Source organism: Aquimarina sp. 433, assembly GCF_054054605.1.
This window is the reverse complement of the sequence record NZ_JBSWZK010000004.1, coordinates 378,863-392,603: the sequence shown is the minus strand read 5'-3', so window position 1 is coordinate 392,603 and position 13,741 is coordinate 378,863. Positions and strand designations below refer to the sequence as shown.

General features: G+C 32.4%; 14 protein-coding genes. 10 read left to right on the top strand and 4 right to left on the bottom strand.

Going from position 1 to position 13,741, the window contains the following annotated elements:
* Window positions 1-167: 167 nt before the first annotated feature.
* The 9 genes from ACWNT5_RS11085 to ribB all read left to right on the top strand — a co-directional run bounded on the left by ACWNT5_RS11085 (window position 168) and on the right by ribB (window position 9,079).
* On the top strand, window positions 168-806 hold the full coding sequence (locus ACWNT5_RS11085) for a peroxiredoxin (RefSeq protein ID WP_299600304.1): 639 nt from the start codon (window positions 168-170) through the stop codon (window positions 804-806).
* 89 nt (window positions 807-895) lie between these two features.
* The gene (locus ACWNT5_RS11080; RefSeq protein ID WP_299600308.1) at window positions 896-1,210 is read left to right on the top strand and encodes a thioredoxin family protein; all 315 of its coding nucleotides are present in this window, start codon (window positions 896-898) and stop codon (window positions 1,208-1,210) included.
* Window positions 1,191-1,448, top strand: a complete 258-nt coding sequence (locus tag ACWNT5_RS11075; RefSeq protein WP_299600312.1) for a DUF6952 family protein — start codon at window positions 1,191-1,193, stop codon at window positions 1,446-1,448. The genes ACWNT5_RS11080 and ACWNT5_RS11075 overlap by 20 nt, the downstream gene beginning before the upstream one ends.
* Window positions 1,449-1,831: 383 nt before the next feature.
* The gene (tpx, locus tag ACWNT5_RS11070; RefSeq protein WP_456517360.1) at window positions 1,832-2,332 is read left to right on the top strand and encodes a thiol peroxidase; all 501 of its coding nucleotides are present in this window, start codon (window positions 1,832-1,834) and stop codon (window positions 2,330-2,332) included.
* Window positions 2,333-2,339: 7 nt separating this feature from the next.
* The gene (locus ACWNT5_RS11065; RefSeq protein ID WP_299600319.1) at window positions 2,340-2,708 is read left to right on the top strand and encodes a diacylglycerol kinase; all 369 of its coding nucleotides are present in this window, start codon (window positions 2,340-2,342) and stop codon (window positions 2,706-2,708) included.
* Between the two features lie 67 nt (window positions 2,709-2,775).
* Window positions 2,776-5,253 carry a DNA translocase FtsK 4TM domain-containing protein gene (locus ACWNT5_RS11060; protein ID WP_456517359.1) on the top strand — a complete coding sequence of 826 codons (2,478 nt, stop codon included), beginning with the start codon at window positions 2,776-2,778 and terminating at the stop codon, window positions 5,251-5,253.
* A gap of 43 nt (window positions 5,254-5,296) precedes the next feature.
* A complete protein-coding gene (locus ACWNT5_RS11055) occupies window positions 5,297-5,935 on the top strand; it encodes a LolA family protein (protein WP_299901770.1) in 639 nt (212 codons plus the stop codon).
* A gap of 76 nt (window positions 5,936-6,011) precedes the next feature.
* Window positions 6,012-7,859: an LptF/LptG family permease gene (locus ACWNT5_RS11050; RefSeq protein ID WP_456517358.1), complete on the top strand. Its 1,848-nt coding sequence runs from the start codon at window positions 6,012-6,014 to the stop codon at window positions 7,857-7,859.
* A gap of 68 nt (window positions 7,860-7,927) precedes the next feature.
* Window positions 7,928-9,079 (top strand): 3,4-dihydroxy-2-butanone-4-phosphate synthase, encoded by a 1,152-nt coding sequence (ribB, locus tag ACWNT5_RS11045; RefSeq protein WP_299901765.1) that lies wholly within the window; start codon window positions 7,928-7,930, stop codon window positions 9,077-9,079.
* An 8-nt stretch (window positions 9,080-9,087) separates the two neighbouring features.
* Here the strand turns inward: ribB and ACWNT5_RS11040 are convergent, their stop codons facing one another.
* From ACWNT5_RS11040 to ACWNT5_RS11030, 3 genes are all read right to left on the bottom strand, one after another.
* Window positions 9,088-10,278 (bottom strand): DegT/DnrJ/EryC1/StrS family aminotransferase, encoded by a 1,191-nt coding sequence (locus tag ACWNT5_RS11040; RefSeq protein WP_299600327.1) that lies wholly within the window; start codon window positions 10,276-10,278, stop codon window positions 9,088-9,090.
* A gap of 85 nt (window positions 10,279-10,363) precedes the next feature.
* A complete protein-coding gene (locus tag ACWNT5_RS11035) occupies window positions 10,364-10,819 on the bottom strand; it encodes a thioredoxin family protein (protein ID WP_456517357.1) in 456 nt (151 codons plus the stop codon).
* Between the two features lie 70 nt (window positions 10,820-10,889).
* A complete protein-coding gene (locus ACWNT5_RS11030) occupies window positions 10,890-11,519 on the bottom strand; it encodes an NAD(P)H-dependent oxidoreductase (protein ID WP_456517356.1) in 630 nt (209 codons plus the stop codon).
* A 90-nt stretch (window positions 11,520-11,609) separates the two neighbouring features.
* On the opposite strand from ACWNT5_RS11030, the gene ACWNT5_RS11025 reads away from it, so the two are divergent.
* A complete protein-coding gene (locus tag ACWNT5_RS11025) occupies window positions 11,610-11,996 on the top strand; it encodes an acyl-CoA thioesterase (RefSeq protein WP_299600333.1) in 387 nt (128 codons plus the stop codon).
* A 56-nt stretch (window positions 11,997-12,052) separates the two neighbouring features.
* On the opposite strand, the gene ACWNT5_RS11020 is transcribed toward ACWNT5_RS11025, so the two are convergent.
* On the bottom strand, window positions 12,053-13,711 hold the full coding sequence (locus tag ACWNT5_RS11020) for a S8 family peptidase (RefSeq protein ID WP_456517355.1): 1,659 nt from the start codon (window positions 13,709-13,711) through the stop codon (window positions 12,053-12,055).
* Window positions 13,712-13,741: the final 30 nt, after the last annotated feature.

Genomic DNA, 13,741 nt, shown 5'->3' with positions numbered 1-13,741 from the left:
TTTATTTTTTTGTAAGAATTTTTGAAGTATTGTTAGAAAGATAATGTGTATTAGAAAAAACTATATGAATATAAAAAAATCTAATTATCGTATCCTTTATATATGTATAGGCAGCGTATATTTGCCACTTCAAAAATTAATTAATTACTTTTTAAATTAACAAAAAAATGGCATTTGTAGGTAAAAAATTCCCAGATCTTAACGTTGACGCAATGAATGAAATGGGAGATACTTTCAAACTAAACGTATTGGAAGAGGCAAAAAATAACAACAAAAAGGTACTTTTATTCTGGTACCCTAAAGATTTTACTTTTGTTTGTCCAACGGAATTACACGCATTTCAGGAGGCTTTAGTAGAATTTGAAAAAAGAAACACAATTGTGATTGGTGCTTCTTGTGATACTCCTGAAGTTCATTTTGCATGGTTAAACACTTCTAAAGACAACGGAGGTATAGAAGGTGTAACATATCCTATTTTAGCAGATTCTAATCGTAATCTAGCGAGTACATTAGGAATTTTAGATATCACTAATGAAACGTACAATGAAGAAACAGGTGTTGTAACTGTAGAAGGAGATAACGTTACCTACAGAGCTACATATTTAATTGATGAAGAAGGAACTGTTTTTCATGAAGGTATCAACCATATGCCAGTAGGAAGAAATGTAGCAGAGTTTTTAAGATTGATCGATGCTTATGCTCATGTACAGAAAAACGGAGAAGTATGTCCTGCGAATTGGGAAGAAGGTAAAGAAGCAATGTCTGCAAATAGAGATGGAGTAGCTTCTTATTTAGCTTCTCACTAAGAACTTAGATCAAAATAGTTTTAGAAGAAACTTCTCTAAATACTAAAAGTAGTAAAGAGAAGTTTCTGTTTTACACGAAAAAATAGATTATGATTCAAGAATTAACAGCGGATAATCTTTCTGAATTAGTACAAGCTAATGATAAAGTTATCGTTCAGTATTCTGCTACATGGTGCGGTAATTGTAGAATTATGAAGCCAAAATTTAAAAAATTAGCTTCTGAAAATGAAGATGCTACTTTTGTAATTGTTGATGCAGAAAAAAATCCAGAATCCAGAAAAATGGCCACGGTAGATAACCTGCCAACGTTTGCTACTTTTAAAAATGGAGATTTTGTGAATCAGGTACAGACAAATAAGTTTGAAGTTTTAAAAGATTTAGTAAATGAAGTTACCAATAATTAAACATTTAACGTCTTTTATAGAGGAGAATGATGAGGATTTTGTTGTGGAAGCAATAGAAACTTTGGAAGCACTTACAGAAGTTCCTTCCTTAAAGGATGAGGAGCTAGATGTAATAGGAGAGCTTATTTCTAATATGTATGGTGCCATTGAAGTCAATAAAATGGTTAAAGAAGGTACTCCAAAAAAGGAAGCCCTAAATGGTTTTATGCAACGAGTTATGGGATCTATCGATACTTAAAATATTCCTAATCATATGTGCCCAAGCGATTATGTTTTATAAAAAAGCCGAAACAATATTGTTTCGGCTTTTTTATAAAATACTTTTTTACAGGTTTTAATTTGATATTACTTATACCTAATTCTCAATGAATTTTAAGTTTCCTTTTTTAATTTTTGAAAGATTTAAAATACATTTTGTTTAGAAATTTGAACATCTGAGAAATAAGTAACCAATAATAATGTGAAGGTTAACATAATATTTTTCTCATGAAGATTAAGGTTTGTTTATTTTAAAAACATTTATCCCCTTTAAAACCCTAAAAATTTTTTTATTTCTTGGTTAATGTGTAAACTTGAAGTAGAAATAAATCGGCTTAAATCTAAAGTTAAAAACACATAAAAATGGCTACAATCACATTAGGAGGAAACGAGATACACACCAGTGGTGAACTTCCAAAAGTAGGAGAAAAAGCTCCAGATTTCGCATTGGTAAATACTGATTTATCAATAGCAAAATTATCAGATTATGAAGGATCTAGAGTAGTACTTAATGTTTTTCCTTCGATAGACACAGATGTATGTGCTACATCGGTAAGACAATTTAATCAACAAGCTAGTCAATTAGAGAATACTAAAGTACTGTGTATTTCTAAAGATTTACCTTTTGCACAAAAAAGATTTTGTGGAGCAGAAGGGTTAGAAGGAGTTATCAATCAATCTGATTTTAGAGAAGGTAAATTTGGTAAAGATTATGGTTTAGAAATCGTTGATGGACCTTTACAAGGATTGCACTCTAGAGTGGTTATAGTGCTTGATGAAAAAGGTACTGTGGTGTATACAGAACAAGTTCCAGAGATTGCTCAAGAGCCTAATTACGAAAATGCTCTAAAAACATTGGCATAATCATTATATGAGTAATTTCTCAAAGTTTATACTTGGCAGAATACGAGGATGTGGATATGCACTAAAAGGTGCATTGATTTTGATTAAAACAGAACCAAGTATTCAGGTACAGGCTGTCATAGCAATTATTATGACAGCCTTAGGTTTTTATATGAATATCACCGCGACCGAATGGATATTACAAACTTTTGCGATTGGATTGGTTATGAGTATTGAAGGATTAAATACCACAGTAGAAGCAATCGCAGATTTTATTCATCCAGATTTTCATAATAAAATAGGTTTTATTAAGGATATCGCGGCTGGAGCTGTTTTTATAGCGGCGATTACAGCAGTAATTATAGGAGGTGTCATCTATATACCTTACTTGTTATAGAAAATTTTTTTTCCATTTTTACGTTCCAATATAGATATTCGTATTTTTGCGATAACATATCCAAAAAATGGCAAAAAAAAAGGCAACAACAAAAAGAAAAACCACTAAAAAAACTAAAACTCCTCTAAAAGAAAGACTTACTTTGTCTAGGCAACAAAAGGTTATTTTGGGAAGTTTTTTGTTCTTTTTAGGTATTGCATTATTCTTTTCTTTTATTTCATTTTTCTTCAATTGGAAAATAGACCAGAGTGAAATTTCTCAATTTCCTGACAGAACGGCATCAGCAAAAAATTGGCTTAGTATTTCTGGAGCAAAGGTTAGTGACTTTTTTATTTTTAGAGGTTTTGGAATATCAGCCTTAATATTACCTGTTTTAATTTCCCTAACAGGAGTTTACTTATTTTTTGATTTAAACAGAAAAAAACTAGCAGGGTTCTGGTTTTGGGGAACTTTGGTAATGCTTTGGATATCTGTAGTTTTTGGCTTTGTACAAAAAGAAAGTGGTTTATTTGCTGGAGTTATAGGTTATGAAGTAAATGATTTTATGCAGGACTATATTGGCTTTATTGGAACTGTATTGGTACTAGCGTTCTTTGCTATAGTATATATTGTAGTTCGTTTACGATACACGCCAGAAAAGATATCAGCTTCTTTAAAGAAAACTCAAAGTGAAATCACAAAAGATTATCAGGCAGCTAAAAAATTGAATGGAGCAAAAAAAGTAAAGACAGCAGAAAAACCAGTAGATGAAGAAAAAGAGGAATTATCAATTGGCGAGACGCAAGATTTATCGATAGAAAAACCTTTAGCGAATGCAAATACAACTCAATCAACTCAGATCTTAGATAAAACGAATACATCTAGTAGAACAACGGTAAATGAATTTTACGGAAATCCTGAAAATCAGTCAGATGAAATTCCAGAGAAATTGATCATAAAATCTGAAGATAATCCAGAAGATATTGCCATGGAAGTAGAGGCTGTGGTAGAAGAGGAAGAGGTAGAAAATCTTAGTGCTAAGCTGGTTAAAGACTTTGGAGAGTTTGATCCAAAGTTAGAGCTAGGAAATTTTAAATTCCCAACTATAGAATTACTAAAAGATTATTCTGTGCAGAATGGAGGTATTACTATAGATCAGGGAGAATTAGAAGAAAATAAAAATCGTATTGTAGAGACCCTTAAGAACTACAAAATAGAAATAGCTCAGATCAAGGCGACTGTAGGACCTACGGTAACACTATATGAAATTGTACCAGAGGCCGGTATTCGTATTTCTAAAATCAAAAATTTAGAGGACGATATAGCACTTTCGTTAGCAGCATTAGGAATTCGAATTATTGCACCAATACCTGGAAAAGGAACTATTGGTATCGAAGTACCTAATAAAAAATCTACTATAGTCTCTATGAGGTCGGCGATAGGTTCTTCTAAGTTTCAAGGAGCAGAAATGGAATTACCATTATCGTTGGGGAAAACAATTTCGAATGAGACTTTTGTTGTTGATTTGGCAAAAATGCCCCACTTATTAATGGCAGGAGCTACAGGACAAGGAAAATCCGTTGGACTAAATGCTATTTTAACTTCCTTACTTTATAAAAAACATCCTGCAGAAGTAAAGTTTGTTTTGGTGGATCCTAAAAAAGTAGAACTTACTTTATTTAATAAAATAGAAAGACACTACTTAGCTAAACTGCCAGATGCGGAAGAAGCTATCATAACCGATAATAATAAAGTAATTAATACACTTAATTCTTTGTGTATTGAAATGGATGCTCGATATGACTTGCTAAAAAATGCAATGGTTCGTAATATTAAGGAGTATAATGCAAAATTTAAAGCAAGAAAACTAAATCCAGAAAATGGACATAAGTTTCTGCCTTACATTGTTTTGGTTGTGGATGAGTTCGCAGATCTTATCATGACTGCAGGAAAAGAAGTAGAGACACCAATTGCCAGATTAGCACAATTAGCCAGAGCAATTGGAATACATTTGATCATCGCTACACAACGACCATCGGTAAATGTGATTACTGGTATGATTAAAGCTAATTTCCCAGCTCGAATTGCATTTAGAGTTACCTCAAAAATTGATTCTAGAACAATTTTAGATACAGGAGGAGCAGATCAATTAATTGGTAGAGGAGATATGTTATATACACAAGGTAATGATTTGGTTAGGATACAGTGTGCCTTTGTAGATACACCAGAAGTGGAACGTATTACCGAGTATATTGGTAGTCAAAAAGCATATCCTGAAGCACATATATTGCCAGAGTATTCTGGAGAAGAAAGTGGCACAAGTCTTGATATAGATGTAAAAGATCGCGATAAGCTTTTTAATGAAGCTGCAGAAGTTATTGTCACAGCACAACAAGGTTCGGCGTCTTTATTACAAAGAAAATTAAAATTAGGATATAATAGAGCAGGAAGATTGATTGATCAATTAGAAGCTGCTGGGATTGTTGGACCATTCGAAGGAAGTAAAGCGAGACAAGTTTTAGTTACGGATTTGGTCGCTCTAAAACAATTATTAGACGCTGAGTAAAACTCAGTAATGATTTAAATTTAAACTACACAAAGATTACAGAATGATACGAAGAATATTTTTTTTAGCAATAGCAACACTTTTTATAACCACTGCACACGCTCAAGATGCTAAAAAGCTTTTGGATGAAGTGTCGGCAAAAGTAAAAAGCTATGATAATATTGTGATTGGATTTAAGTATGCCTTAAATAATCCTGCAGAAAATGTATCTCAAGAAACTAGAGGAGATGTTACTTTATTAGGAGAGAAGTATTTATTGAATCTTATGGGTACAGAGCAAATGTATGATGGAAATAAATTGCACATCATCATTCCTGAAGATGAAGAAATTAATATTTCTTCACAAAGTCCAGAAGATGAAGCTAGTGTTACACCTTCTAAAATGCTAACGTTTTATGAAGATGGATATACTTCAAAAATGGATATTGTACAAAATGTACAAGGAAGAAAAATTCAGTTTGTGAAATTAAATCCAATAGATACTAATAGTGATCTTAAAGAGATATTATTAGGAATAGATAAACAAACAAAGCATATCTATAAATTGATTTTAATGCAAAATAATGGTACTAATATTACAATCACAGTAAATAGTTTTAAGACAAATCAACCGTTGTCGAGTACGTTATTTGTATTTGATGAATCAAAGTATGCTAATTATTACATCAATCGCTTAGATTAATTATATATTTAGGCATTATTAGTAAATCATAAACATCCCGAAGTTATTCGGGATTATATTTTATATATACGAATAGGTGAAAATATTAGACAGATATATTCTTACAACTTTTTTAAAGACTTTTTTTCCGCTCTTTATCATTATTATGTTTATTCTTTTGTTGCAAACGATCTGGTTATTTATATCAGAATTAGCGGGGAAAGATTTAGATTTTTCGGTAATTATTAAGTTTTTAACCTACGCAACGCCTAGGTTAATTCCTATGGTTTTGCCACTTACCATTTTGCTTACTTCTATTATGATCTTTGGTAATTTTGCAGAGAACTACGAGTTTGCAGCGATGAAATCATCGGGGATATCTTTGCAAAGAGCCATGAGAACATTATCTGTATTTATATTTTTTGTTGGTATTGGAGCATTTTTGTTTTCAAATACTGTGATTCCTAGTTCAGAGAGAAAATTTGTAAATCTTCGGAAGAATATAGTAAAGGTCAAACCTGCTATGGTAATTACTCCCAATCAATTTAATGATTTGGGAGATATTAATATTCGAGTCTCAGAAAAATATGGAGACAATGATCAGTTTTTAAAAGACGTGATTATCCATAAAAAAGCCGCAAGAGTTGGAAACTTTACAGTGATTAAAGCTACTGATGGTGAATTAAAAGGTAGTATAGATTCGGATTTAATTACATTGGTTCTTAATGATGGTAATTACTATGATGAAATTCAGCAAAATTCTCCAAAGCAAAGAAAGAAATTACCTTTTGCAAAAACACATTTTGAGCAATATGTACTAAATATAGATTTATCATCTTTGGATAATGTTGATATGGATGCCCAACAATATAGCAAAGGGTATAATATGCTTAACGTAAACGGTCTTAGAAACGAAATCGACACATTATCAATACAGGTTAATACCGAGTATAAATCTGCTGATGATGATGTGAATAGAAGAAATGGGTTTAAAGATTTGAATCGAAACTTAAAAATAGATACCTTAAAAAAAGCTACAAAGGATACACTAGATTTAATTGAAGAACGATTTAGTATAAAACAAAAATCACAAATATATAATCTTGCTTTTTCTAATGTAGATGGGGCAATTAGAAGAATCCAAACAGCTAAGAGAGCTGTAGAAGTAAAGAAAAGAGCTCTTAATAAGTATGAGATGTCATTACACGACAAATATGCATTAGGAATTTCTTGTGTACTATTGTTTTTTGTAGGTGCACCGCTTGGAGCGATTATTAGAAAAGGAGGTTTAGGACTTCCTATTGTTATTGGAGTAGTATTATTTCTTTCATATCATTTTATCGGGATATTTGCAAAGAACGGAGCAGAAGAAGGAGGAATTCCACCATTTTTGGGTTCTTGGTTGTCTACCTTCATAATTTTTCCTTTGAGTATCTTCCTTACCTATAGAGCTACAAGAGATAGAGGATTTGTAAGTTTTGATATTGTGATGCAGCCTATTCGTGATTTCTTTGCTAGAATTAGTAGTAAGTCAGAAAAAGTGAAGAGCGTTAATGATGTATCCGATAAACAGTTGGATGTTATTATCGATGACAATACAATGATTGCTGTAGAAAAATCTCGAAAGGATTTTAAAGAAAACTCTTCCATAGCATTGACGATGTTTATCTTCCTGGTTCTTATTAATATCATTATTACTTTAATTTCAAAAGGAGCTGGGGGTAGTAAATTGATGTTACTAACTTTTAATATACTAGGAGCCATCACCTACATTGTATTTCATATAAAAGCGTACATAAACCTTAAAAGTTTTTATTCTGGATTAAAAGGTTTCCTAAAGCAACCATCTTTAATACTCTTTCTGGTAGTTGGAATAGTTTTATTTCCATTAGCATATTTTGTATATCTAAAAAGATCGAATCGAGACCTCGATAGCGTCAGATAATTCATTGATACTTTCCATTTAAGAATTATATAAAGTACCTTTGCTTTTTAATAAAGAATCGGATTCATATGTCACAAATTACGGACACAAAAAATAAGGTTAAGCTAAATACCATCCAAGAAGCTATTGATGATATTCGCCAAGGAAAGGTGATTATTGTAGTAGATGATGAGGACAGAGAAAATGAAGGAGATTTTCTAGCTGCAGCTGAAAAAGTTACGCCCGAAATGATCAATTTTATGGCTACACATGGTAGAGGATTAATTTGTGCTCCAATAACAGAACAACGTTGTAAGGATTTGAAGCTGAATATGATGGTAGATAATAATACCGATCCTATGGAAACAGCTTTCACAATTTCTGTGGATCTTAAAGGGAATGGTGTTACTACAGGTATTTCTGCAAGCGATCGTGCTAAGACCATTCAGTCATTAATCGATCCAAATACTAAGTCTCACGAGTTAGCACGTCCTGGACATATTTTTCCTTTGAAAGCAAAAGAAGGAGGAGTACTTAGAAGAACAGGTCATACAGAAGCCGCAATTGATTTTGCAAGACTAGCAGGTTTAAAACCAGCAGGTGTAATTGTAGAAATCATGAATGAAGATGGTAGTATGGCACGTCTTCCTCAATTGGTGGAAGTAGCAAAAAAATATGACCTTAAACTAGTTTCAATAGAGGATTTAGTAGCATATCGCATGCAACACGATTCTCTTATCGAAAAGAAAGAAGATTTTGATATTGTAACACGTTTCGGGAAATATAGATTAAGAGCTTATAAGCAAACTACCAACAGTCAAATTCATATTGCATTAACAAAAGGTAGTTGGGCTGATAGCGAACCTGTATTAACAAGAATAAATTCCACTTTATTTAATAACGATATTCTTGGAACTTTAACAAATAATGCAGATGAACGTTTAGATGCGATGTTTACCACTATTAATAAAGAAGGAAAAGGAGCGATTGTCTTTATTAATCAAGAAAGTCAATCTTTTAACCTGTTAAATAGGTTAAAAGCTTTAAACGAAGCTCAAAATGGTGATGAGGTGGTAAAAGCACCAAAAATGGCTATGGATTCCAAAGATTTTGGAATTGGAGCGCAAATCTTACATGATTTAAATATTCATAAACTACGATTGATATCTAATAGCATCCAACAAAAACGAGTAGGTATGATAGGATACGGGTTAGAGATCTTAGAATACGTAAATTACTAAAAATACAACTATAAAATACTTTTTAGAGCTTCAATCATTTTTGAAGCTCTTTCTTTTACTTCTTGTTCTGTCCAACCTACTTTAATTAGACAAGAGATTGTTCTACCCATCCAAGCATCACTAGCATCAAAAGATTTATTGTTTTTTTGTAAACCTGCTAACTGTTCTTCAGAAAGCTTGTTTAATGAAGTAGGTTCTAGAAGATGTTCCCATTTTCTATAGTAATGCCAATTGTTATCATACCAATAAAAACAAACATCTACTCCATGTTCTCCAAATGCAGTATGCGCCTTTTTAGCCAGTTTTTCAGTAGGTAAAAAGATATTTAGAAAAGCATAACTTTCTACTCCTGTTTCAGGAACTCTTCTAAAGGTAACTTCTGGAATATCCGATAAAGCATTCCGAAGTATGGTATAGTTTTTCTCTTGCAGTGTTAATGTACTATCCAGTTTTCTTAATTGAGCAATTCCCACTGCAGCATTAAGCTCTGAAAGTCTGTAGTTATATCCAAGAAAAGGGTGTGTTTCTGCTCCACGATTGTTTCCTACATGATCATGTCCATGATCTTGATATTTATGAGCATGATCTGCATATTGTTTGGAGTTTGTGATCAAACCACCACCTTCTCCGCAGGTTACCGTCTTTACATAATCAAAGGAAAAACATCCTAAATCTCCATAACTTCCCAGTGGTTTATTATCGTATGTTCCACCGATAGCTTGACATGCGTCTTCTAATAGAATCAAATTATGCTCATCACAAATGGTTTTTAATTTTTTCAAGTCAGCCATGGAACCACACATATGTACAGGCATAACTACCTTAGTTTTGTCTGTGATTGCAGCTTTTACGGCTTCTGGATCTAAAGTTAAAGTATCATCTATATCACATAGGATAGGAGTAGCACCAACCGATAATATGGCTTCGAAACTTGCTACAAATGTAAAAGTAGGCATGATTACTTCATCACCAGAACCAATACCTGCAGAAGCTAAAGCTACTGTTAATGCAGCTGTTCCGCTAGATACTACTTGAGCATATTTTGATTGCATTCTTTTGGCAAGATCTTTTTCTAGTTCTAGCGCTTTATAGTGTCCATTTCTATTTCCATCAAAACCATATCGCATTAAAACTCCATTGTCTAATACATCTTGCACTTCCTTTTGTTCTTCAGTTCCAAATAGCTCAAATCCTGGCATAGGTATAGTCTTAAAATTAAAAACTCTTTTCGGCAAAAATACCGAAAAGAGTTTTGAAAATATAAAGGATATCTTATCTTTTTGACTAGTAATTATCGATAATCTTAGAAACAAAAGCAAAGTATCTACTAGGATCTCTAAGCGAAGCACTATAGGAACCCTCTTTATCAATTACTTTACCTTTGTGATTCATCGCAATGATATTAGGAAAACCACCTTCCTTATTATAGACTTTTACTAATTTTTTATTTGCTTTTAGTTGGTTTTCCGTTAGAATATCCATTCTTCTGGGAATATCTACTTTAAGTAAAACCACGGATTGTGATTGTCTATTAAACTTTTCGGTAGAAAAGAAGTCTTGCTCTAACATAATGCAAGGAGCACACCAATCACTACCAGTAAAATACATTAATATAGGTTTCTTGGATTCTTTTGATACTTCCTTTGCGGTTTCGAAATCGGTTAACCAGTTTAATTTTGATTCCTGACTATATGATGATATCACAAAAATGAATATTAAAAACGATATGATCTTTTTCATTTTTATAAAGTTTTAGATATTACAAAATTATAATAATTTTCATATACCAAATATCTTGCCAAGGATATGATTATAAAACAATTACTGTTTCGTCTATCGTACGTCTTACTTTTTTTAAGGTAGCAAACATATCATCTTCATCACGATATCCGACTGGTAAGACCAATACAGAAGTAAGTCCTCGTTTTGATAATTCTAGAATTTCATCATACTTTTCTGGAATAAAACCTTCCATAGGACATGCATCAATTTTTTCAGTTGCGCAAACTGTTAATAGATTCCCCATAGCTAAATAGGCTTGCTTAGCTGCCCAATTAGCAATTTCATCTGCCTCCTTGGTTTTAAATGAGTCTATAAGTTGTTCTCTAAAAGGTTTTAATATTTCTTCAGGAGTATTTCTGATAGCTTTTACATGATCAAAGTATTTGGTGATATACGTTTCCCCAACTGTTTTTTCAATACAGATAACAAATACATGTGATGCATCTGCAACTTGTTGCTGATTCCACGAGTGTGCGGTAAGTTCTTTCTGTAATTCTTTATTCTTTAATACGACCAGTTTTAGAGGTTGTAATCCATAAGAGGTAGCAGTAAGATTAAATGCTTTGATAAGTATATTGACTTTTTCCTCTGGTAGTATTCTAGTATTATCAAATTTTTTTGTCGCATAGCGCCATTGTAAGCTTTCTATAATTTCCATTCTAGAATTTTAAAAATATGCTGCAAAGATACAGCTATAAGAGGTATCTTTATGGATTAAACTAATAAGAAAAAACTATATCACTATTATATGAATACTATTGAAGAATTGATTCAAAAATCTGAAACAAGAATTTTTAAAGCTGTTTTTCCAAATACAACAAATCATTATGAAACATTATTCGGAGGAACTGCACTGCAGCTTATGGATGAGGTTTCATTTATTTGTGCTACTCGTTTTAGTAGAAAAAAAGTGGTTACCATTTCTACCGGTAAGATAGATTTTGAAAAACCAATTCCAGAAGGTACCATTATCGAATTGGTTGCTAAAGTTCAGGAGGTAGGAAGAACGAGTTGTATGGTAAAAGTCGATATATATAAAGAAGAAATGTATAGCTACGATCGAGAGATAGCTGTTTCGGGTTTATTTAAGTTTGTAGCCATCGATAATGATAAAAAACCAACACCAATAGTATAGTAGGAATCAACTACCCTCGTGATCATTATACAAAAGGGTAGTTGATATTATAATGTTTATAAACCTAATCCACCAAATAGATCAAAATATTTGTATGCTTCTAAGGTGTTTACTTTTCCATATCCAAAGATTGGATTGGTTCTAAATGGGTAGTCTGATTTTTGTTTTAATGCAAGAACCAAATCAGCTCTAGGAAGTGTGGTATTTTTACCCCATACTAAAGCAGCAATTCCAGCCATTGTTGCTGTAGCTACAGAAGATCCTCCAATAGTAGTTGTGTATAATCCACCTCTTCCAGTGGCAAGCGCTTGTGTACCATTTAATTGTTCCATTACTACTGCAAAATCAACATTTTTACCTTTTACACATTTGGTACAAGCTGTATAGTTAGTTCTTATTCCTGTTACTCCATACACTACATCTCCGTTATATTCGGTCATATTTGCTGGAAATACAATATTAGCAAGATTCGGATATTGACCAGAAACAAAGCTTCCTAGTTCTATGGTTCCTGCGGCAGAGAATATTAATTTTCCTTTTCTATACGCATATACTATTGCATCTGCAATTCTGCTTGATCTGCTTACAGAACCCATACTCATACTAATAATTCGTACATTACTAGTATTTGCTGCAGAAATAAAAGAGTTAGCTACTGCAGTAATATCTCTGGTTCCGTTTATAAATACATCACTATTAGCTCTATAGTTGTACAAGTTACATCCGTAAGCCACTCCATGAATACCATATTTCGCTCTTGGCGATGCTATTACTCCGGATAAAGCAGTTCCGTGACCACAATCATCAATTCGGTAAGAACCATTAGAACCATATTGGTCGGAAAATCTAATGATTCGATTAGAAACCAATCCTTCATTAAACATGTATTGATTTCCTTGAGAAAAACCATCAATTAGTTGTTCTTGTCTATGGCTTAGTCCAGTATCCAGAATTGCAACTCCTATTCCTTTTCCGGTTCCTTTGGTGGTAATTCCACCCCAATCCCAAGTTTCCTTAATTTTGTGGTACTTAAAATTCCAACCCATTTTTCCACCTGGATGTAAGTTGATGTAATCATAATTTACTCTTAAATCATATCTTGGATTATCTTCTCCGCATCCCAAGTCTCCACTGTCTTTAGCGTTATAATCTTCTGTATGACTATTATAATAAATGTCATACATAGGTTCTAGATATCTTAAATTAGGAGAGGAAAGTAATGTTTTTAGAGTTTTAAGATCTGAAATTTTAGCAGTTATACTTAATAAATTGTCTGCTTCTTCTATAATTGCTTCTTCTTTTAGTATTTTCGTTGAAGTTTGGTTAGACTCCAATATATTAGCAATCATATTATCTTTTATATCTACGATATCTTCATCAAGATTTTTCTTGTAATTAAACATATAGTCTCTGGTTTCATCATCATTCCATCCATCTTTTTTGTAACCAATCATAACCTCGTAATTAGAATGCACTATAGCACTCCAAAGCACTTCTTCAGTAGCCATATTCCAATCAAAAGACTTTTGTTGTTGGTCTGTAGTTTCTAAAATAAAATGATTGATTTTTTCTTTACTAAGCACTTTGTTAGAAGGCTGTTCTGTTAAAAAATCATCCTGAAGGTTTTCGTTTTCACAGGAGGCAAGAATACTTGATAAAAGTATTGAACCAATAATGCATTTAGCAATCTTTTTTTGTTGTTTTAAAAAAATCATTTTAAAGTTTTTGAGTTAATTTTTCGGGCA

Excerpts from the sequence above, each read along its gene's own strand:
- tpx (WP_456517360.1), top strand. The coding sequence starts at position 1,832 with ATGGCTACAATCACATTAGGAGGAAACGAGATACACACCAGTGGTGAA.
- ACWNT5_RS11065 (WP_299600319.1), top strand. The coding sequence starts at position 2,340 with ATGAGTAATTTCTCAAAGTTTATACTTGGCAGAATACGAGGATGTGGA.
- ACWNT5_RS11025 (WP_299600333.1), top strand. The coding sequence starts at position 11,610 with ATGAATACTATTGAAGAATTGATTCAAAAATCTGAAACAAGAATTTTT.
- ACWNT5_RS11055 (WP_299901770.1), top strand. The coding sequence starts at position 5,297 with ATGATACGAAGAATATTTTTTTTAGCAATAGCAACACTTTTTATAACC.
- ribB (WP_299901765.1), top strand. The coding sequence starts at position 7,928 with ATGTCACAAATTACGGACACAAAAAATAAGGTTAAGCTAAATACCATC.
- ACWNT5_RS11085 (WP_299600304.1), top strand. The coding sequence starts at position 168 with ATGGCATTTGTAGGTAAAAAATTCCCAGATCTTAACGTTGACGCAATG.
- ACWNT5_RS11075 (WP_299600312.1), top strand. The coding sequence starts at position 1,191 with ATGAAGTTACCAATAATTAAACATTTAACGTCTTTTATAGAGGAGAAT.
- ACWNT5_RS11035 (WP_456517357.1), bottom strand. The coding sequence starts at position 10,819 with ATGAAAAAGATCATATCGTTTTTAATATTCATTTTTGTGATATCATCA.
- ACWNT5_RS11030 (WP_456517356.1), bottom strand. The coding sequence starts at position 11,519 with ATGGAAATTATAGAAAGCTTACAATGGCGCTATGCGACAAAAAAATTT.
- ACWNT5_RS11020 (WP_456517355.1), bottom strand. The coding sequence starts at position 13,711 with ATGATTTTTTTAAAACAACAAAAAAAGATTGCTAAATGCATTATTGGT.
- ACWNT5_RS11060 (WP_456517359.1), top strand. The coding sequence starts at position 2,776 with ATGGCAAAAAAAAAGGCAACAACAAAAAGAAAAACCACTAAAAAAACT.
- ACWNT5_RS11080 (WP_299600308.1), top strand. The coding sequence starts at position 896 with ATGATTCAAGAATTAACAGCGGATAATCTTTCTGAATTAGTACAAGCT.
- ACWNT5_RS11040 (WP_299600327.1), bottom strand. The coding sequence starts at position 10,278 with ATGCCAGGATTTGAGCTATTTGGAACTGAAGAACAAAAGGAAGTGCAA.